This is a genomic window from Comamonas sp. FG99 (assembly GCF_057808605.1).
On the sequence record NZ_JBMDII010000004.1, the window covers coordinates 94,371 to 116,042 of the forward strand.

Below are 21,672 nucleotides of genomic sequence, written 5' to 3' on the forward strand. Positions count from 1 at the left end.
ACTTGCTGTCTATGACTGCAATCATAGATGAGTGCAGTCAATTGTACAAGCATCAAGCTCCGCGCCCCTTTCTGCCCTGGCGTCTCGCCCTCATCGCTTCCATCCGCGCCCGTATCCGAGCCTCGCGCTGCACCAGCTCGGACGGTGCCGACTTCTGGCCCCTGGCCACCGATAGCTGCCGCGACGCACTTTTTTATAAATCAATACGTTACGACAGATTTATCGATAGCTAGCGATAGTCCTTGAAGGGCCTAAATTCACTCCCACTCCATCATCAACAGGTCTCGCAAGCCCGCGTGGTTAAAGGGATTTTCGATGATCGTCGTAAGTTTTACCGTCGGCATTTACCGTCAAAAAAGCTCGCTTAAGGCTGGCGCGGGTTATGGAGCGATTTGCGCGGCGTCGACACTTTCGGCCTTATCGTCGATCAGGTTGCATCTTAGCGCGCTCGAACTTGCCCTGGAACGCCCTGCTCTTCGCCTGCCTACGGCGGCATCCCACCGAGTGTTCTGGCCGCCTGCTCAAGCCCGCCCAGGATGGCATCGCGGACACGCGGTGAGAAGTCCTGTGGCAATTCGGCAATGGCCGCTGGTACGAGCAAGAAGCCACGCCTAGCGCAGGCCTAGTCGGCCGGCCAGCGCCGACTGGGTTAGCCGCTGCGCCTTGTGCGCAGCCTGCCGCATCGATCCCAGTTGGCTCGGCAATGCCAGAAGAGGCCATGTCGATGACATGGCAGATACTGGAAGAGATAGCGGGTGCAGGAGCGCGCGCTCAATCCCAAAACACCTTTCGGCAGCAATGTGCTACTATGAATTAACCCAGCAGGCATACAACTCGCTGGTGCCTGGCCAAGCAAGCCGCATCCAACCGGCGCGTCGCACGATTGTTCGCGACGAAAAAAGTAGAAGATCAGTCCTGCATGTGAATTGCCGTAAACGTGGGTCGCGTAAGAGTCCACGGCCAAATTCTTAAAGCCCGCTTCATGCGGGCTTTTTCGTAGTGGCACGTACGTAGAGTTCAGCCTGTGTACCTACGACCTGCAAGCGCACTGCTCAGCTTTGCCGGCCAGCCGCCGGCACTCAATGCAGTGCAAGCTATTCCGGCCTGCGTATGGCACATCCGATGGACGCAGCAAGACCGGTACAACCTCCCCAGCCCGGAGGCAATCCACGCAGCTCAGGGCCGAGGGATGGGCAAAGCGTGGAGGGAGGCTCAAGCGAGGAATGAGCCTTGAAATGCAGCCGCATGCCACCATATGTAGTTGTTACCGAATGGGCGGGCCCCTCCGCTTCCCGCTGATTGACGCCAGCGTCTTGCAGATCCCCTTCCTTTCCTGACGCACTCGCCAGTCGCTTCTTGTCGAACGGCTGCGCACCCTTCGCTTGCAATAGCGGGCTGAAATCTCAAGAGCAGGAGCACTTCATGGCGGCAAAAGAGCAAAAGCGCGGTAACCGGGAACTGAAAAAGCCCAAGAAGAAACCGGTGCCGGCAGTCCCGGCACCCACGGTCCTGGCCAGGACCGTAGCGGCACCGGTGCGGACTCCCAAGAAGTCTTGACAGGCGTGCTGGGCCACATCGCCCAGCCGCTTCCACAAGGGCCATCTTGCCCATCTTCTTCTCGGCGGGTTGATCGCGGTGCCTCGCATGCCCGTGGCGCCCTGAAAGGCGCCCATGCATTCCGTTCTTCATTTCGCCTTTCAGCGCTCTGCCCAAGGGCCGTGGTCTGACACCGCACCCGTGCGCGAGGAACTGTTCGGCATCGAGCGCCTGGAGCAACACGCGCGCAGCCTCGCCGCGGCACAGCAGGTCAGCGCCAACCCGCCCCGGGTGCCTTCGCTGCATAGCCGGCTGCGCGGGAACGCCACCGAACTGCTGCGGGCCTACCGTGCGGGTGCTGCGGAAGTCGCTGCGGGCCGCCGAGTGGTCCCGGCCGCCGAATGGCTGCTGGACAACTACCACGTGGTCGAGGCGCAGGTACGCGAGATCCGCACCGACCTGCCACCCGGCTACTACCGTCAGTTGCCAAAGCTGGCCGACGGTCCACTGGCGGGCTATCCACGTGTCTTCGGGCTCGCCTGGGCCTTCGTCGCCCATACCGACAGCCACTTCGACCCCGCCGTCCTGCGCCGCTTCATTGCGGCCTACCAGGAGGTCCAGCCCCTGGACATCAGCGAACTCTGGGCCGTGGCGATCACCCTGCGCATTGTGCTGGTGGAGAACCTGCGCCGGCTGGCCGACCAGATCACGGCCGGACGTGCCGCGCGCGCCGACGCGCAACGGCTCGCCGACCACCTGCTGGAGCCAGGTGGCGCGTATGCCGCACTGGACCAGGACATTTCCACGCGCGCGAGCGGCCCGGTGTCCGAACTGTTCGCCGCACAGCTCGCCAAGCGCCTGCGCGACCAAGATCCCCGCACCACGCCGGCCCTGCAATGGCTGGACGAGCGGCTGCGCAGCCAGGGCACGGATGCGGACCAGGCCATCCTGCATGCACAGCAGCGCCAGGGCGCCTCCAACGTCTCGGTACGCAACGTCATCACCAGCATGCGGCTGATGTCGGACATCGACTGGGCCGACCTGTTCGAGAGCACCAGCTTGGTGGATGCACGACTGCGGGCCGCCAGCGCTTTCGCGGAGATGGATTTTCCGACGCGCAACCGCTATCGCACCGCCATTGAGCAACTGGCCCGGGGTTCGCTCCTGTCCGAACTCGCGATCGTCGAGCAGGCCTTGGCGCTGGCGGCCGCGAAAGCACGCCCGGCGCTTCGCGTCCAGGACGCCGGCACCGCCGATACGGTCGTGGATCCTGGCCACTACCTGATCGCCGAAGGGCGTGGCAAATTGGAGCAGGCCATCGGATTCCGGCCGCCACTGGCCGTGCGCATCGACCGTTTCAACGTCCGCCTCGGGCTTGGCGGCTACATGGCCGCCATCCTCGTGCTGGCAGCGATGTTGCTGGGCCTGGCGTTCTGGGCCGTCTTTGCCACGGGTGCCTCGGCAGCAGTTCCCAGCGGGCTGCTGGCCGCGCTCGCGCTGGCCGCATTCCTGCCCGCCACCGAGGTGGCCACGGCCCTGGTCCAGCGCGCAGTTGCCTCGCGCTCTGGCGCCACGAGCCTCCCTGCCCTGGCGCTGGCCGATGGGGTCCCTGCCAATCTGCGCACACTGGTCGTCGTACCCACGCTGCTGTCGAGCGAGGCAGAACTGCTCAGCCACATCGAGAGCCTTGAAGTCCACCATCTGGCCGGCGCAGGTGGCGACCTGTCCTTTGCCCTACTGTCGGACGGTCTGGACGCGGACACGGAAGTGCTTGACGGCGACGCCCACCTGATCGGCATCGCGCAGGAGACCATCGCCGCACTGAACCAACGGCATGGCCCGGCCCCGGGCGGCAAGCGCTTCTACCTGCTGCACCGGCGACGCCGGTTCAACGCCAGCGAGAACCGCTGGATGGGCTGGGAGCGCAAGCGTGGCAAGCTCCATGAACTCAACCGGCTGCTGCGTGGCGCCACCGACACCAGCTTCATGCCGCTGGATGGCGGCGCTGCCGACAACGCCCAGCAACCCGACATCCTGGCCGGCGTGCGCTACGTCATCACGCTGGACGCCGACACCCGGCTGCCGCGCGACGCGGCGCTGAGACTGATCGGCAAGATGGCCCACCCCCTGAACCGCGCGCGCTGGAGCGATGTCGAACAGCGCGTGACGGGCGGCTACGCCATCCTGCAGCCGCGCGTGACGCCCGCGCTGCCGCTGGGCCGCGAAGGCTCGCTCTACCAGCGCCTGTCGTCCGGCCCGGGCGGCATGGACCTTTATGCGGCCGCCGTCTCCGACGTCTACCAGGACCTGTTCGGCGAAGGCTCCTACACCGGCAAGGGCATCTACGACGTCGATGCCTTCGAGGCCGCGCTCGCCGGGCGCATCCCCGAGAACACAATGCTCAGTCACGACCTGTTCGAGGGCGTGTTCGCGCGCGCAGGGCTCGCGTCGGACGTCGAGGTGGTCGAGGAATTCCCGGCCCGCTACGACGTCGCCGCGCGGCGCCAACACCGCTGGACGCGCGGCGACTGGCAGCTCCTGCCCTGGGTGCTAGGACGGCGCCACTCGGGCGCAGCCGTGCCGCCGGTGGGCCGCTGGAAGATGATCGACAACCTGCGGCGGTCCCTGCTGGCGCCCACGAGCCTGCTGGCCCTCGCGCTGTGCGCCTGGCTGCCCTGGCCGCAGTCACTGCAGGCCATGGGGCTGCTGGTGCTGGCGCTGGCCGTGCCAGCCTTCTTGCCCAGCCTAGCGGGGCTGGGGCCGCCGCGCGCAGGCATCGGGCTGGGCAGCCACCTGCGCCTGCTGGCCAGCGATCTTCGGATGGCCGCGCTGCAGGCGGCTTGGGCGCTGACCCTGCTGCCGGACCAGGCCTGGCGCGCGCTGGACGCCATCACGCGCACGCTCACCAGGCTGTACGCGACCCATCGGCACCTGCTGGAATGGACGACCGCGGCCCAGTCCGCCGCTCGCCCGCGACCCGGCGTAGCGGGCTTCTATGCGCAGATGGCCGGCGGCGTGCTGCTGGCCGTGGCACTGGCCGTGAGCGTTGGCGTGTTCTCGCCCGCGGCATGGCCCATGGCGTTGTTCCTGCTGGCGCTCTGGCTCGCGGCGCCAGCCCTGGCTTGGCGCGCCAGCCGCCGCCCGCCGCTCGTGCCATCCGGCGCACCCCAACTCGCCGATGCCTTGGCCCTGCGGCGCACGGCACGGCGCACCTGGCGCTTCTTCGAAACCTTCGTGACGCCGGCCGAGCACATGCTGCCGCCGGACAACTTCCAGGAAGACCCGAAGCCGGTGGTCGCGCACCGTACCTCCCCCACCAACGTCGGCCTGTACCTGCTGTCGGCGGTGGCGGCCCGCGACTTCGGTTGGGCTGGAGCACTGCAGACCTGCGAACGCCTGGAAGCGACTTTCGCCACCCTGCAGACGCTGGAGCGGTTCCGAGGCCATTTCTACAACTGGTACGACACGCGCACGACCCGGGTGCTGGCACCGGCCTACGTGTCGTCGGTGGACAGCGGCAACCTGGCAGGCCACCTGATCGCGCTGGCCAACGCCTGCGAGGAATGGATGGGTGCGCCGCTGCCGGCCGACTGGACGGAGGGCGCCAGCGATGCACTCGCGCTGGCCCGCGAGTCCGCATCCGCCAAACCCGCGGCTCAAGGGCTGCAGGGCCAGCGGCTGCAGACCCTCCTCGACGACATCGACGCCGGGCTCCAGGGCCCTGCCGACCTGTTCCTCCCGGTGCTCCAGCGCCTGACCGACAAGGCGGTGGAAGAAGCGCGGGCGCTGACCCCGACGGCGCAGGCCGAAAGCGACGATCTGCTGTTCTGGACCGAGACGCTGCGCCAACGGGTCGAACAGCAAACACGCGACGCCACCGCGTTCGCCGCCGCGACGCATCCTCTCGATGCCCGCTGGCAGGCACTGGCGCGGCAGGCGCGCGCGCTGGCACTTGGGATGGACTTCGCCTTCCTGCTGGACCCCGAGCGCAAGCTGCTGTCCATCGGCTATGCTGCGGTGGAGAACGTGCTCGACGCCAACTGCTACGACTTGCTGGCGTCCGAAGCGCGGCTGGCCAGCCTGTTCGCGATCGCCAAGGGCGACGTGCCCACGCGCCACTGGTTTCGCCTGGGCCGTAGCGCCATCCCCGTGGGCCACGGATCGGCCCTGGTGTCCTGGTCCGGGTCGATGTTCGAGTACCTGATGCCCTCGCTGGTGATGCGCGCGCCAGCCGGCAGCCTGCTGGAGCAGACCAACCGCCTGATCGTGCAGCACCAGGTGGCCTACGGCCGGCTGATGGGCGTGCCATGGGGTATCTCCGAATCGGCCTACAACGCCCGCGATCTGGAGTTCACATACCAGTACTCCAACTTTGGCGTGCCAGGCCTGGGCCTCAAGCGCGGCCTGGCCGAGGACCTGGTGATCGCGCCCTACGCTACCGGTCTGGCCACCATGGTCGATGCGGGGCTCGCGCAGCTCAACTTCGAGCGCCTGCGACAACTCGGCGCGCTCGGGCACCACGGTTTCTACGAAGCGCTGGACTTCACGCGTGCCCGCCTGCCCGACGGGTCGCAGGTTGCCATCCTGCGCAACTACATGGCGCACCACCAGGGCATGACCCTCGTCGCCATTGCCAACACGCTGCAGGGTGCGCGCATGCGCGAACGCTTCCATCGCGAACCGATGATCCAGGCCTGCGAACTGCTGCTGCAGGAGCGCACGCCGCGCCTCGTCCCCGTAGCGCACGCACGCGCCGAGGAGGTACCCTCGGGCGCAGCCGATCCGCATGGCGGCTTGCACGCGGTGCGGCGCATGGACCCGTCGGCTACGGCGGCACCTTCCACGCACCTGCTATCCAACGGGCGCTACGCTGTCATGCTGACCGCGGCGGGCACCGGCTACAGCCGCTGGCGCGACCTGGCCGTGACCCGCTGGCGCGAGGATGCGACCCGCGACGACTGGGGCGCCTACGTCTATCTACGCGACACGGACAGCGGCCGAGTCTGGTCCGCCGCGGCGCAGCCCCTGGGCGTGACGGCCGACAGCCACGAGGTGGTCTTCGCCGAGGACCACGCCACCTTCACGCGGCACGACGGCAGCTTGACGACCACGATGGAGGTGTTGGTGTCGGCCGAAGCCGACGGCGAGGTGCGACGCGTGACGGTCGTCAATACCGGCCGCAAGGCGCGCGAGGTCGAGCTCACCTCCTACGCCGAGGTGGTGCTCGCGCCGGCCGCAGCCGACGATGCCCATCCGGCCTTCGCCAAGCTGTTCGTGCAGACCGAATACCTGCCCGAGTTCGGCGCCCTGATCGCCACCCGCCGCCCGTGCACGCCGGACGAGCCACCGGTTTGGGCCGCGCATTTCGCGGTCGTCGAAGGCATCGCCATAGGCCCGGCGCAGTACGAATCCGACCGGGCGCGCTTCCTGGGCCGGGGCCGCACGGCCGCCACGGCGCAGGCCATGGCGGACGGCGCCGCGCTGTCCGGCACGGCCGGCACGGTGCTGGACCCGGTCTTTTCGGTGCGGCACCGCGTGCGCATCGCCCCCGGCCGGATGGCGCGCCTGGCCTTCTGGACGCTGGTGGCTCCCACGCGCGAGGCGCTGCTCGACCTGGTCGACCAGCATCACGACCGCAGTGCCTTCGAGCGCGCACGCACGCTGGCCTGGACCCAGGCCCAGGTGCAGTTGCGGCACATCGGCATCGAGGCCGACGAAGCCGCGGATTTTCAGCGACTGGCCGCGCCCATCCTCTATGCCGACGCACGCTTTCGCACGCCGGCCGAAGCGATCACACGAGGCGCCGGCCCGCAGTCGGGCCTGTGGCGGCACGCGGTCTCGGGCGACTTGCCGATCGTGCTGCTGCGCATCGACGACATCGAAGACATCGCCCAGGTGCGCCAACTGCTGCGCGCGCACGAGTACTGGCGCATGAAGGGACTGAGCGTCGACCTGGTGATCGTCAACGAGCGTGCCTCGTCCTATGTGCAGGATCTGCAGACCGCCATCGAGACCGCCGTGCGCCGCAGCCAGTCGCGCCCCCGACTGGACGGCGAAGCGATGGCCCGGGGTGTGGTCCATACGCTGCGTGCAGACTTGATGGACACGTCGGCCCGCGCCCTGCTGCAGTCAGCGGCCCGCGTGGTGCTGCTGGCGCGTCGGGGCGACATCGCTCGACAAATCGCGCGCCTGCCCCAGGCAGCACTCACCGCAAGCCCTGCACTCGAGGCGGCCGCGCAGCCGCCCTCCTCCGCGCTGCCCAGGCGGGCGCAGGGCATGGACACGGCGCGGCTGGAGTTCTTCAACGGACTCGGCGGTTTCGACCAGGGAGGCCGCGAATACGTGACCGTCCTCGCCGATGGCCAGACCACACCCGCACCCTGGATCAACGTCATCGCCAACCCGGGCTTCGGCTTCCAGGTCTCGGTTGATGGCAGCGCCAGCACCTGGGCCGGCAACAGCCGTGAGAACCAACTCACCCCATGGTCCAACGATCCGGTGACCGATCCGACCGGCGAAGCCTTCTTCGTACGCGACGAGGCGAGCGGACAGCTCTGGAGCCCCACCGCGCAGCCGATCCGCGACGGCGGCACCTACGTAGCGCGCCACGGCCATGGCTACAGCCGCTTCACGCACGAGGCGCACGGCATCGCGCTGGAACTGCTGCAGTTCGTGCCGCTGGATGACCCGGTCAAGGTGTCGCGCCTCACTGTGCGCAACCGCAGCACGCAGACTCGGCGCCTGTCGGTCACGGCCTATTCGGAATGGGTTCTGGGCACCTCGCGTGCCGCCTGCGCGCCCTTCGTCCTGACCGAAGTCGACGCAGCCAGCGGCGTTCTGTTGGCGCGCAACCCCTGGAGCACCGCATTCCCGGGCCGCGTCGCCTTCGCCGACCTCGCGGGCCGGCAGAGCGCCTGGACCGCCGACCGCACGGAGTTCCTCGGCCGCCACGGCAGCTTGGCCGCGCCCGCTGCATTGCGAAGCCGGACGCTCTTGTCCGGCGCGGTGGGCGCGGGCCTGGACCCTTGCGCCGCGCAGCAATGCAGCCTGGTTCTGCGCCCCGGCGAGTCGGTGGACATGGTTGCCCTGCTCGGGCAGTGCGGCAGCGCACAGGAGAGTCTGGCACTGGCCGGGCGCTGGCGCGAGGCTGACCTGGACATCGAACTGCAGCGGGTGCAGGATCATTGGGACGACCTGCTCGGCGCCGTACAAGTGCGCACGCCCGACCGCGCAATGGACATCCTGCTCAACGGCTGGCTGCTCTACCAGACGCTGGCCTGCCGCATCTGGGCCCGCTCGGCCTTCTACCAGGCCAGCGGCGCCTACGGCTTTCGCGACCAGTTGCAGGACGGCATGGCGCTCACATTCGCGCGGCCCGAAGAGACGCGCCGACACCTGCTGCGCGCCGCGGGCCGCCAGTTCGTCGAGGGCGACGTGCAGCACTGGTGGCTGCCGCACTCGGGCCAGGGCGTGCGCACACGCATCTCGGACGACCGCGTCTGGTTGGCCTTCGCCGCGGCCAGCTACGTGGCCGTCTCGGGCGATGCGGCGATGCTCGACGAACCCATCGCCTTCCTGGAAGGGCCCGCCCTGCAGGCGGGCGAACATGACGCATTCTTCCAGCCGATGCCCGCCGGCACCTCGGCGACCCTGTTCGAGCACTGCGCACGCGCGCTGGACCAGAGCATCGCGCTCACCGGCGAACTCGGCCTGCCGCTGATGGGAACCGGAGACTGGAACGACGGCATGAACCGCATGGGCCAGGAAGGCCGGGGCCAGAGCGTGTGGCTGGGCTGGTTGCTGGTGCGCACGCTGGCCCTCTTCGGCCCGCTGGCCGAAACGCGCGACCCAGCCCGGGCCGCGCGCTGGCGCGCCCATGCCCAGTCTGTGACCGCCGCGCTGGAGCGCGAGGCCTGGGACGGCGCCTGGTACCGGCGCGCCACCTTCGACGACGGCACTTGGCTGGGTACCCGTGACAACGAGGAATGCCGCATCGATTCGATCGCCCAATCCTGGGCCGTGCTGTCCGGCGCCGCCGACCCGGGCCGCGCGCATGCAGCGATGGATTCTCTGCGCACGCACTTGCTGATGCCAGAACCCAGGCTGGCGCTGCTCTTCGCCCCGCCCTTCGCACACACCCCGCGCGACCCCGGCTACATCAAGGGCTACCCGCCGGGCCTGCGCGAAAACGGCGGCCAGTACAGCCACGCGGCCATGTGGGCCATCCTGGCGCTCACGCAGTTGCGCACCGACCCGCAGGCGGGCGCGCACGCCCATGCGCTGTTCGCGCTGGTCAACCCCATCAACCATGCGCGCACCCCACAGGAGGCCGCGCGCTACCGAGTGGAGCCCTACGTGGTGGCGGCCGACGTGTATTCGGTGCCGCCGCACGAAGGCCGGGGCGGCTGGACCTGGTACACCGGCGCCGCCGGGTGGATGCACCGCGCAGGTGTGGAAGGGATCCTGGGCATTCGCCGCGAAGGCGAGGTACTCGTCATTGATCCATGCATCCCTGCCGAATGGCCCGGATTCGAGGCCGAGATCATCCTCGGCGCGGCGCGCTACGCCATCCAGATCGAATCGCCCGGGATGCGCTGCGCCGGGATCTCGTCGGCGGTCCTGGACGGCATGACGCTGACCAGCGACGGCGGTGCCTTGCGCGTGCCGCTCACACCGGGCGAGCATCGGCTGGTGGTCACGTTGTGAAGGCAAGCTCACCCCAATGCCATGCGGCAAAACCATGAATGACCCACGACCCGACTCCACCGCACCCGTCCAGCTCCCTCGGGCCTTAATCGACCGGATCGCCCCGCCCTTTGTCCGATTTCTGCACATCGAGGCGGCAGGTGGTGCCGTCCTGCTGGTGTTCACCATCGCCGCCCTCCTCCTGTCCAATTCTCCATGGGCAGATGCTTTCTTCGGCATCTGGGAAACGCGGGTCGAACTGCGGCTCGGAGAATTCGAATTCGGTCGTTCGCTCAAAGGCTGGATCAACGACGGGCTAATGACACTGTTTTTCTTCCTAGTAGCGCTCGAACTCAAGCGCGAAGCCGTCCTGGGTGAAATGCGCAACCCGCGCATGGCAGCCTTGTCCATCGCTGCGGCATTGGGCGGCATGGTCGCGCCCGCCGCCGTCTACCTAGCACTGCAGTGGGCGCAACCCGGCCAGCATGGCTGGGGGATTGTGATGGCCACCGACACCGCATTCGTCATTGCCTGCCTGGCATTGCTCGGCAAGCGCATTCCGCACAGCCTGCGGGTGTTCATGCTGTTCCTGGCGATCGTCGATGACATCGGCGCCATCTTGGTGGTCGCTGTCGGATACAGCCACCACATGGACTGGCGCATGCTCGCCCTGGCCGGGTTGTGCATCGGCATCCTGCGCGCACTGGCTGCCGCCGGCATACGGAGCATCCCCATCTATGTCCTCGTGGGCAGCGCCACCTGGCTGGCCATCGACGCGTCCGGACTCCACGCCACGGTCACCGGTGTGATCCTTGGGCTGATGACACCTGCGAGGCGTTGGGTAAGCGACAGCCGGCTCTACGCGATCCTGGGGCAAGTCATCGCCCATCCTGCAGGCAATCAGGGCAGCGCCCACACAAGTGATCGAAGAACGCTGCAGGTGGCGGAGATTGCCGCGCGCGAGTCGCTCTCGCCGGTCGAGCGCCTGGAGATGGCGCTGCACCCGTGGGTCAGCTTCTGCATCATGCCGATCTTCGCCCTCGCCAATGCAGGCTTGGCACTCTCGTGGGCCAGTGCCACCCAGCCGGTTGCAGCGGCGGTGTTCCTGGGCTTCGCTGTCGGCAAGCCAGCAGGCATTCTTCTTTTCAGTTGGCTGGCTCTGCGCTTCGGCCTTGCGATCCGCCCTCCGGATCTGAACTGGGGCAGCATCGCGGGCGGCAGCTTCCTGGCCGGTATCGGTTTCACGATGGCGCTATTCATTGCCAATCTGGCCTTGGTCGGCCCGGTGATGGAAAGCGCGAAGATCGGCATCTTCCTGGCCTCGCTGTTCTCGGCGGCCGTGGGCTTGGCGCTGCTGATGTGGATGTCACGAGCACAGGCGCTTGACGAGCCAAGGAAAATATAAGTCAGGAAAACCGGCACGCAGGACGCAATGCGCGTACTATGGGTTCGTTGAGATGTGCAAGGCCATCATTGCATCGGTCTTTTTCCGCCTCTCCCGGGCTTCTCCCGCGGCTGTGTCGAATCTCCCTTGATGATTTTCTTGGCGTCTCTTCGCCGGATGCGTTTTTGCGTCCCGGCAACCTCGAAAGGAATTCGATATGATGACACAAACCGGAACCGTGAAATGGTTCAACGAAGACAAGGGCTTTGGCTTCATCGCCCCCGACAACGGAAGCAAGGACCTTTTTGCTCACTTCCGTGAAATCCAGGCCGGCGGCTTCAAGACCCTGACTGAGAACCAGCACGTGCAGTTCGAAGTCACCCAGGGCGCCAAGGGCCCCCAAGCCTCCAACATTCGTGCCGTGAGCTGAAGGCATTGGGCGTAATGGCCCAGCCAGACTTCTCCACACACTCCTCCCAAGCGCGGTTCATCCGCGTTTTGTCATTTCTGGAAGGCATCGTTGCCATGAAGAATCTGCAGGAGGCCACCGAGCGCATCTGCGAACTCAAAGGAAGCCTGATCGCATTGGACGCACTGCTTCCTTCTCTGCTAGAAGCACTGCCGCCCACTACCCACGACATCCTGGTGCGTTCGTTTGAAGCACATGCCGAAGCAGCTCGAACGGTCATTCTGAACACCCCCATTTCAGACCATGTACTGGCCGCTTTTGAACGGGACATTGCCAGAACGCGCGCGGTGCTTGCTGGGACCGAGACACCCCAGGAAAACATCCATCCACGGCAGGCCGTCGAGGCCATTCTGCTGACCACCACACACATCCGCACCTACGTCGGAGCGCGACTGTTAACGGGTGCAAGCGGTTTTTTCTTCCGCCGTGATGATCGACTGTTCCTTGTGACGAACCGGCATGTCTTGTCCGATGAACCAAGCGAGCACTTTCCCGACCGCGTCGAAATCGAGTTGCATACCGATGCAAGCAACCTGACCCAGTACGCGACCTTCTCCATACCGCTCTATGAGAACGGCCTCGCGCTGTGGCGACAGGCCGCCGACACGGGTGGCGCTGTGGATATCGCCACCATCGAGATTCAGACCAGTCGCTTACCAGAAGGCGCGGTGCTGCATGCCTTCGACAAGTCGCACCTTGACCCTCAAGACGAGGACGTGGCCATTGGAGACAATCTGATGGTCGTTGGCTTTCCGCTGGGATTTCACGACACGGTCCATCACCTCGCAGTGGCCCGCAGCGCATCAATCGCCTCGGCGTACGGCGTGCGCTTCCAGCAACAGGGCTACTTCCTGACCGATGCCCGCACACACCGTGGCAGCAGCGGTGCGCCTGTCGTTCGACGCAGGAGCACAAACCAAGGACGCAGGTCCTCTCTGCCGACTTGGCAGTTGCTCGGCGTGCATTCCACGCGCATGGACATGCTCACCCGCGACCTGATCAAAGATGAGTCGCTTGGACTCAATTGCGCTTGGTACGCAGATGTTCTGATGGTGCTGACCCAAACCAAGTAGCGATTCGTCACCTGAAATGAGGGCCCAGGCCATCACGCACGCGCACTGTGCGTTCAGCTTCTGCTGAACAGCAGTTGGGGCTATGCGCGAGCGAACTGGAATGCCTAGCTAAACCACGACAAAGCTCGCCCTGCTACTCTGTAGCCCTCCGGGCCCACTCGATCATCAACAGGCCACGCAAGCCCGCGTGGTTAAAGGGATTTGCGATGATCGACATGGGCCATTACCGTCGCTTTTACCGTCATCCGACAAGAGCTTTGTCTGGTGCGGAAGATGGAGGGATTTGAGGGGCGACGACTCTGGCAACTCCATCGTCAATCACCCTCTAGGATAGCGCAGACAAGCACAGCGGTCTTCCTCCAAGCCTCACTTCGCCGGTGGCTTCGGCGTTGCCTGCCCTCCCCTCTTGAAACCACGATCCCCCGCCATGAACGCCTCCAGCATGTGCGGGATCAACTTCTCTGCATCGACCGCCTCGCCATACACCTGCGCGTGCAGCGCGGCGTAGCGGTCGAGGTCGGCTTTCAGGCCGGCCGGGCACGCGAAGGTAAGCTTGACGTTCTCGGTCTTGGGCAGCGGCCCAAGCCGCAGTTTCTTGGTCGCGTTCATTGCGAAGCTCCCCGATTGAAGAACAGGGGCTGGTAGGGCCGCAGCACCAGATCCCGGTTGACGATGATCCGCACCGGCAGGCCGGGCCGCGTGGTCAGCGTCGGCTGGATGTTCATATTGCGCCGGGTGATCTCTTGGCCAACCTGATTGATGCTGTCCTGGGCGCTGTCACGCCCGGCGATGACGATGCGGTTGCCGTCCTGGCGGTTCTCCGGCGCGGCCAGCTCGGCGCCGACACCCAGCAGCGTCGTCAGCACCGCACCGGCAAAGATGCGGTTCCAGTGCCAGTCCACGTCGTCCTCCAAGCCCGCGTAGCCGGCCGGGTCGGTGCCCACTAGGTTGTCGAGCGTCAGCGAGGACGTGTCGGGCAGGATGATCCGGTTCCATACCACTTGCACGCGGCTCTGCCCGTAGCTGACCTGGCTGTTGTAGCGCCCTAGGATGCGCGACCCCTGCGGGATCAGCAGGAACTTGCCGGTGGCCGTGTCATAGACCGGCTCCGTCACAGTGCCGATCACGTCGCCCGGCAAGTCCGACTTGATGCCTGTCACCAGCGCGCCGGCGATCACCGTTCCGGCCATCACCTGATAAGGCGACGCGGGCAGCGCCAGATTGCCGGAATTGCGGGTTTCCGTAGAACCGGCTTTCAGGAACGCCTCTTTCTGGTCTTGCCGGTTCTGCACGGTCGTCGGGTCGGCGGGCTGGGCCGCCGTCGAGGCAGGCCCGGCAGCGAGAGGATCGAAGGCCGCAAGTGTGTTTGCAACACCAGGCGCACCCGGCGCAGCTTGCGCGACCGTGGCGGCGGCTTGGCTCTGGCCGCCCGAGCGGAAGAACACCGACGAGGCCGCCGCCGCGTCCGCCTCCTTGCGCAAGGCATCTTCGGGATCATGGCCTGGCGGCGAATAGCCCGGCGTCACCGGCTGCTGCGAAGCGACGATGGCCGGGCCAAGGTCGCCGGGCAACGGCGGCCCCAGCTCGGGCACATCGGGCGGCAAGGCTGGCGGCAGCTTCGAGTAGTCCGTCGGTAGCGCATCCAGCCCTTCGGACTTCGAGACGCGATCCACGTTGTAAAGCTCGGTTTGCTCGCCCGTACCGCGCCGCTGCGGTTGCAGCGACCAGATCGTGGCCCCAAGGACGGCGACCGACAGGCCGCCGACGAGGATGGCCAGCGTGCGCCGGTTCAAGCGAGTGACCGGGCGCGGCTGGGCGCGCAGCGCCACCGCTTCCGGCGCGACCTTGCCTGCCTGCGGCGTGGCGAGGTCGGGGGTGTCGTCCTGGCTCATGGTCAGTTCCTCCGCGCAACGCCGTCCGTGCGCTCAATTCGCACCACGTCGCCCTTGTCGCCGCCCAGGCGCAGTTCGGCGGCACCGAACAGCCGATCCACGATGTAGTACGGCGAGCGGAAGCGGTAGTTGACCAGTTGCCCGTCGCCTTCCGGCCCGATTACGAACAGCGGCGGCAGCTCGCCTTGCGCGATGCCGGCGGGGAACTGGATATAGACCTTCTGCCCGTCGTCGAAGGCGCGCAGCGGCTTCCACGGCGGGTTGCTACCGCTGACCGCGTAGCGGAAGCGCAGGTTTTCCAGCGACAAGCCGGAGTCCACCGGCGCGGCGGCGCTGGCCGCCTGCGCCTGGCGCTGCAAGGCCAGCATCCGGTCACGCGGATACTCCCAAGAAGCCGACGCCATCCACGTCTTTTCCGTCGAAGCCAACTCCAGCAGGTACGTCCTGCGGTTGGTGGTGATGACGAGATTGGTCTTGAGGCCCGAGCGGATCGGCTTGACCAGCACATTGACGCGCAGGTCAGCACCGCTGCCGCTCGACGTATCGCCAACGATCCAGCGCACGGTATCACCAGCGGCCACCGTCACCAGCTCCTCGCCCGGCTGTAGCGAAACCACGGTCACGCGGCCCACGGCTGCATAGACTTGGTAGAGCGCGCCATCGGTGAACGGCCACACCTGAATCGCGTTGACGTATCCCTCGCGCGTGGGTGCGACGCGCGCCTCGGCATTGGCCCGTGAGACGCGCACCTTCTCGTCGGCTGGCTCCGGCGTGGGCTTGGCGTCCTCGGCTTCGGGCAATGGCTTCAACTGCGCCGGCATCGGCAGTACCTCGGGCACCGCCACCACCTCCACCGGCGCGGGTGGCTCGGGTAGCGGCCGGGCCTGTACCGGCTCATCGAGCGAGATGGTCGGCGGTGGCTTGCCCTGCGTGGCGCAGCCCGCCAGGGCAAGCAAGATCACCGGCAAGGCGGATTTACGGAAAAGATCATTCATGGCTTGGCTCCTTCGGAAGAGTCCAGTTCGCGGCTCCATGACAGGCCGTTGACGTAGATGCCCAGGGGGTTCTGGCGCAGGCGTTCTTCGGTGCGCGGCGGCTGGAGCACGATGGACACCACGGCCGTCCACCGCTCCAAGCCCGCCGCGGCGCCGTTGACGTAGCGGCGTTCCGTCCAGCGCACGTTGAAAGACGTGTCGCTGGCGCGCACGACGCTGGTGATCTGCGCCGTCACCGACTCCTTGCCGATGCGCGCGAACGGGTCGTTGACCCGCGCGTAGTCGTTGAGCACGGCCGCGCCCTTGTCGGTCGTGTAGTCGTAGGCGTCGAGCCAGTTCTGGCGGACGACGATGGGGTCGATGGACAGCGAGCGCACCAGCGTCACGAAGCGCGCGATGTGGTGCGCGGTCTGCGCATCGTTGGGCCGGTATGGCGTGGCGGCTTCGCCCACGGCGCGTACCTGGCCCGCGTTGTCCACCTCCACGACGTAGGGCGTCACGATGGATTGCGCCGAGCGCCACACCAAGCCGCCGGCCATCAGCAGCGCAAGCGTCAGGCAGCCGAAGGCCATCAGGCGCCAGTTCTTCGCCTGGACGCGCGGCGAGCCGATGCGCTCGTCCCACACCTGGCCGGCAGCTTGGTACGGCGTGGCAGGCTGCGGCGTGTCGGCGTAGCGCACCTGCGGTTTCTTGAATCGCATGGTCAGTTCTCCTTATGAATCGGAATCGCGCAGGCTCGGCCCCTGGCCGGAGCCGCCGCCATCGCCCCCGCGCAGCGCGTGGGCGGTGGTGGTCGCGGCGTGAGTGAGTTGCTGGCGGCGATGCAGGCGCTTGGCCCAAGCGGGCTGTTCCTGTGTCTGCGCCGTAGCGGCGCCAGATGCGGCCTCGCCTGCGGCACCCTGACCGGATGCCGCCCCCGCGCCGCCATCGGCAGCAGCGCCGTTCCAGCCAGCGCGGAAGGGAGCGGCCATGCGCTGCCCGGCAGTGGAGGCGCGGGATGCAGCGCCTCGCCCGGCTGCCTGCGCGCCGGTCTTGGCGGCGTTGCCCAGGCCCGCCATTGCGCCTTTCGCACCACCGCCTGCGGCGGCGGAGCCGGCCTGGAACGCCGATTTCGCACTGCCAGCCGCCGACGTGGCCGCACGCGCGCCAGCGCCGGCCAACTTGGCGGCGGCCGGGGCCATGCGGGCACCAGCGGCGACCGCACCGCCAACGCCCGTCGCGGCAGCACCGACAGCCACTGCCGTTCCGGCTGCGCCGACGGCGGCACCGGCCATCGCGCCCGCGCCGAGCTGCGGCGCGCCGGACACTAGGCCCGTAGCGATGCCGGGGCCGAAGATCCCGAGCGCCAGCAAGGTGAGCGAGGCCAGCATGATGACCAGCGCGTGGTCGATGTTTGGTTCGGCGGGATGGACTTGGAACTGCGAGAACAAACCCGAGCCGATGCCGACGATCACGGCCAGCACCAGCACCTTGATGCCGGCGGCCACGACATTGCCCAGCACCTTCTCGGCGAGGAAGCTGGTCTTGTTCCACAGCGCGAACGGCACCAGCACGAAGCCGGCGAGCGTGGTCAGCTTGAACTCGATCAGCGTGATGAAAAGCTGGATCGCCAGCACGAAGAAGCACAGCACCACGACCAGCCACGCGAGGAACAGCACGACGATGGGATCGAGACTGGCAAACACTTCGGGGAACCCGGCCATGTCGCCGATCTGCTTCAAGATCGGCGCTCCGGCGTCGATGCCGGTTTTCGCCAGCCGGCCCGGCTGCAAGAAGTTCTCCATCGTGATGGCCGAGCCGGTGGCGGTGATGCCCAGCCCCGCGAACGAGCGGAACACGATGCTGGCTAGCCAGTTGAAGTTGTTGAGGATGTACGCGAAGGCGCCGACGTAGAGCACCTTGCGCAGCAGCTTGGCGATCACGTCCTCGCCTTGGCCGGTGGCATGGCTCATGGCCCAATACAGGCCGGCGACCGTCATGTCGATGACGATCAGCGTGGCCGTGAGGAACGCCACTTCGCCCCGCAGCAGCCCGAAACCCGAGTCGATGTAGGCGGAGAAGGTGTTGAGGAACTGGTCGATGATGGTCACGTCATTCATGGCGTGCCCTCCGGTTCGGTCGGCATTGCTGGCGCCACGCCATCGGCCGGCTCATCGAAACTCGGCGGGATCGGCGGCAGATCGGCCAGCGTCCGGTATTCATCCGGCCCAGCCTCGCCGGAAAAGAAGCGCCGCCGGAAGGCTTCGGCGGCGGCGCGGCAAGCGTCCTCGCCCGTGGCTTGCCGGTCGGCTGCGCATTGCGCGCGCAATGCCTTGAGCCGCACGGGATCGGCGGCCAGGGCATCGGCAAGGTTGTCGGCCGGCTGCTCGCTGCACGCGGCCAGCAGCGCCACAAGCAGCGAAACCGACAGGGCGAGGACGCATCGCATGGCGGCCTCCCGTCAGTTGCCGTAGAAGTTCACGGACTGCGGCGTGTACGGCGTGCCGTCGCCCAGGAAACGCCGCCGCACCTCGCGGGCGCGCTCCGTGGCTGCCGCCTGCCGTGCCAGTTCCAGCGCAGTCGCCCGGTCTTGCGTGATCTGGAGCCGCTGCGACTGGATGGACTGCTTGGCCTGTAAGGCCAGCAACTGGTTCATGGCCTGCATGGCTTGCAGCGCGCCTTCGGCCGACTGGCTCTTGCCCACGAGGTCGGCCAGCACGCTTTCGTCTTCGCCCAGGTTCTGCGACACCTGCGCCTGCATCTGCATGGTGGTTTGCAAGCCGTTGAGCGTGTTCTTCCAACGCTCCTGCGTGTCGCGGTACATCTGGTCACCGCTGACGGTGGCGGCGTACTGCTCGGGATATAGGCGCGCGAACTCCCGATCGAGGTTCGTCATGTCGTAGGCCAAGCCGCGAGCCTGGGCGATCAGCCGCTCGGTCGTCGCCAGATTGGCGCGCAACTGGCCCACCACGCTGGACGGCAGGCTGGCGAGATTGCGCGCCTGGTTCATCAGCATCTGCGCTTCGTTCTGGAGCTGCTGGATCTGGTTGTTGATCTGCTCCAGCGTGCGGATCGCGGTCAGCGTGTTCTGCACGAGGTTGGTGGGGTCGATCACGACCCATTGCGCATGGGCGGTGGCGGTGCAAAGCATGGCCGCGACGGCGGCGGCGATCAGGCGCTTCTTCATGACAGGCTCTCCTGTGGGTGGTCGGTAGTACGGAGGGAACCCGGCACAAGGCCGGGAAACGAGGGCAGCAGGTCGGCCGCCCAATCGAGGCCGCGATGGCGCAGCCAGGCGCCCGCGAAGCCGGGTGCGCCGGCGTCCGGCGGCACGCGGCCAAGAACGTCATCAATGGCGCGCTGGTCTTGCGGCGTGGAAGCGCCCGCGAAGGCCAGCGTCGCCGGCCCCAGGTAGAGGTCGAACAGACGGTTGCCGAGGCGGGATTGGTAGTAGTAGTCGCGCTTGGGCTGCGCGGTGGCGACGATTTCGATCTGCCGCCGGTTGAGGCCGAAGCCCTCGTAGATCGTGCGAATCTGCGGCTCGGTCGCCTGCGGGTTCGGCAGGAAGATGCGGCTGGCGCAGCTTTCGATGATCGCGGGCGCGATGCTCGAATCCTTGATGTCGGCCAGGCTCTGGGTGGCGAAGATGACCGAGACATTCTTCTTGCGCAGCGTCTTGAGCCATTGCCGGATGCGGGCCGCGAACACCGGGTCATCCAGAAACAGCCACGCTTCATCGAGGATCAGCAGCGTGGGCGCGCCGTCGAAGCGTTCATCGAAGCGCGCAAAGAGGTAATGCAGCACGGCCATGACGGCGGCCTTGCTGTGCATCAGCTCCTCCATCTCGAAGCCCTGCACGTCGGCGTTGCCCAGCCGGTCGTGGTCGGCGTCCAGCAGCTTGCCGTGCGCGCCGCCGAGCACATAGGGCGCGAGCGCCTGACGCAGCGCGTTCGATTGCAGCAGTACCGACAAGCCCGTCATCGTGCGCTGCTCCAACGGCGCACCGGCGAGGCTGCCGAGTGCCGACCATATGGCGGCCTTCTCGTCCGGGCCGACCGCCACGCCCTCATGCAGCAAGCGGCCTTCGATCCATTCGGCGGCCCAGGTGCGGTAGCCCTCGCGGTCGATGCGGGCGAGCGGCTGGAAGGCGATTTCGCCATCCGTGCCCAGGTCGTAGTGCTCGCCGCCCAGCCCGAGGATCGTGGCGCGCATGGAACGCCCCATGTCGAACACGAAGATGCGCGAGCCGCGATAGCGGCGGAACTGCATCGCCAGCGTGGCGAGCAAGACCGACTTGCCCATGCCGGTCGGGCCGGCGACCAGCGTGTGGCCCACGTCGCCGATGTGCGTCACCAGCCGGAACGGCGTCGCGCCATCGGTGCGCGTGACGATCAGCGGCGGGCCGCCCAAGTGGTCATTCTTCTCCGGCCCGGCCCATACCGCCGACACCGGCATCATGTGCGCCAGGTTCAGCGTCGAGACGATGGGCTGGCGCACGTTGGCGTAGGCGTTGCCGGGGAGCGAGGACAGCCACGCATCCACGGCGTTGAGCGTTTCGGGAATGGTCACGAACCCGCGCCCCTGGATGACGCGCTCCACCATGCGCAGCTTCTCGTCGGCTGCGGCTGGGTCAGCATCGAGCACCGTCACCGTGGCGGTGAGGTAGCCGAAGGCGACTTGATCGCTGCCCAGCTCCTGCAACGCCGCGTCCGCGTCGGCGGCTTTATTGCTGGCATCGGTATCGACCAGCGGGCTTTCCTGCTGGAAGATCGTTTCGCGCAGTAGCGCGATGACGTTCTTCCTTTTTGCGAACCACTGGCGGCGCAGCCGGGTGAGTTCTTTTTCCGCCTCGGCTTTGTCCAGGCACAGGAAGCGCGTACTCCAGCGATACGCAAAGCCCAGGCGGTTGAGGTCGTCCAGAATCCCTGGCCAGGTCGAGGTCGGGAAGCCCCGCACCGACACCACGCGCAGGTGCTGGTCGCCCAGCATCGGTGCGAGGCCGCCGACCATCACGGAATCGGTCAGCAGCGCGTCGATGTGGAACGGCACCTCGGGCACCGCCAGCGAATAGCGCCGCGTCGAGATGGTGGCGTGCAGGTAGGTCAGCGTCTGGCTGTCATCGAGCCATGCGATTTCCGGCATCACGCCATCGAGCAGGTCAAAGACGCGATCCGTCTCCGCGACGAAGGCTTGCAGGCGCTCACGCCAATCCACGCCTTCGGTGGGCCGGTTCTCGTACAGCATCCCCGCCGCACGCGCGCGCGATTCCTCGGGCGGCAGGTACACCAGCGTCAGGTGATAGCCGCTCTCGAAATGGTTGCCCGATTCCTCGAACGCTGCGCGGCGTTCCTCGTCCACCAGCCACGAAAGCGGCTCGGGGAACTCCGAGTGCGGATAGTCGGCGGCAGCGCAGCGCTCGGCTTCGATGAACAGCGCCCAGCCCGAACCCAGCCGCCGCAGCGCGTTGTTCAATCGCGCTGACGTGGCGATCAACTCGCTTTGCGTGGCGCTGTTGAGGTCAGGCCCGCGAAACCGGGCCGTGCGCTGGAAACTGCCGTCTTTGTTCAAGACGACGCCCGGCGCGACCAGCCCGGCCCAGGGCAGCCAGTCGGCCAGCAGCGCAGGCCGCTGGCGGTATTCGGCGAGGTTCAGCATGGCG

General features: G+C 67.0%; 12 protein-coding genes. 4 read left to right on the forward strand and 8 right to left on the reverse strand.

All coding sequences use genetic code 11. The features are described 5' to 3' along the window. Window positions 1-1,671: 1,671 nt before the first annotated feature. The 4 genes from ACODRX_RS04195 (at window position 1,672) to ACODRX_RS04210 (ending at window position 13,147) form a co-directional block, all read left to right on the forward strand. Window positions 1,672-10,242, forward strand: coding sequence for a glycoside hydrolase family 94 protein (locus ACODRX_RS04195; RefSeq protein WP_343499475.1), 8,571 nt, complete (start codon window positions 1,672-1,674; stop codon window positions 10,240-10,242). Window positions 10,243-10,276: 34 nt separating this feature from the next. Further along, window positions 10,277-11,626, forward strand: a complete 1,350-nt coding sequence (gene nhaA / locus ACODRX_RS04200; RefSeq protein WP_123787516.1) for a Na+/H+ antiporter NhaA — start codon at window positions 10,277-10,279, stop codon at window positions 11,624-11,626. Window positions 11,627-11,822: 196 nt separating this feature from the next. Continuing rightward, a complete protein-coding gene (gene cspE, locus ACODRX_RS04205) occupies window positions 11,823-12,035 on the forward strand; it encodes a transcription antiterminator/RNA stability regulator CspE (protein ID WP_123787515.1) in 213 nt (70 codons plus the stop codon). A 14-nt stretch (window positions 12,036-12,049) separates the two neighbouring features. Continuing rightward, the gene (locus tag ACODRX_RS04210) at window positions 12,050-13,147 is read left to right on the forward strand and encodes a S1 family peptidase (protein ID WP_252978784.1); all 1,098 of its coding nucleotides are present in this window, start codon (window positions 12,050-12,052) and stop codon (window positions 13,145-13,147) included. Window positions 13,148-13,513: 366 nt separating this feature from the next. Here ACODRX_RS04210 and ACODRX_RS04215 read toward each other — a convergent pair whose 3' ends face one another. From ACODRX_RS04215 to trbE, 8 genes are read right to left on the reverse strand one after another with little or no spacing between them, the layout of a single operon-like run. Further along, window positions 13,514-13,756, reverse strand: a complete 243-nt coding sequence (locus tag ACODRX_RS04215; protein WP_123787514.1) for a DUF2274 domain-containing protein — start codon at window positions 13,754-13,756, stop codon at window positions 13,514-13,516. After that, window positions 13,753-15,039, reverse strand: a complete 1,287-nt coding sequence (locus tag ACODRX_RS04220; protein ID WP_123787513.1) for a TraB/TrbI/VirB10 family type IV secretion system protein — start codon at window positions 15,037-15,039, stop codon at window positions 13,753-13,755. Before ACODRX_RS04220 ends, ACODRX_RS04215 begins: the two co-directional genes overlap by 4 nt. Before the next feature lie 2 nt (window positions 15,040-15,041). Further along, a complete protein-coding gene (gene trbG, locus ACODRX_RS04225) occupies window positions 15,042-16,034 on the reverse strand; it encodes a P-type conjugative transfer protein TrbG (RefSeq protein WP_123787512.1) in 993 nt (330 codons plus the stop codon). Next, window positions 16,031-16,735 (reverse strand): conjugal transfer protein TrbF, encoded by a 705-nt coding sequence (gene trbF / locus ACODRX_RS04230; RefSeq protein WP_123787511.1) that lies wholly within the window; start codon window positions 16,733-16,735, stop codon window positions 16,031-16,033. Before trbF ends, trbG begins: the two co-directional genes overlap by 4 nt. Before the next feature lie 12 nt (window positions 16,736-16,747). Next, complete coding sequence (gene trbL, locus ACODRX_RS04235) at window positions 16,748-18,133, reverse strand: P-type conjugative transfer protein TrbL (RefSeq protein ID WP_123787510.1); 1,386 nt, start codon at window positions 18,131-18,133, stop codon at window positions 16,748-16,750. Further along, on the reverse strand, window positions 18,130-18,462 hold the full coding sequence (locus ACODRX_RS04240; RefSeq protein ID WP_123787509.1) for a hypothetical protein: 333 nt from the start codon (window positions 18,460-18,462) through the stop codon (window positions 18,130-18,132). Before ACODRX_RS04240 ends, trbL begins: the two co-directional genes overlap by 4 nt. A 12-nt stretch (window positions 18,463-18,474) precedes the next feature. After that, complete coding sequence (gene trbJ, locus ACODRX_RS04245) at window positions 18,475-19,200, reverse strand: P-type conjugative transfer protein TrbJ (RefSeq protein WP_123787508.1); 726 nt, start codon at window positions 19,198-19,200, stop codon at window positions 18,475-18,477. Further along, a complete protein-coding gene (gene trbE / locus ACODRX_RS04250; protein WP_033955072.1) occupies window positions 19,197-21,668 on the reverse strand; it encodes a conjugal transfer protein TrbE in 2,472 nt (823 codons plus the stop codon). Before trbE ends, trbJ begins: the two co-directional genes overlap by 4 nt. Window positions 21,669-21,672: the final 4 nt, after the last annotated feature.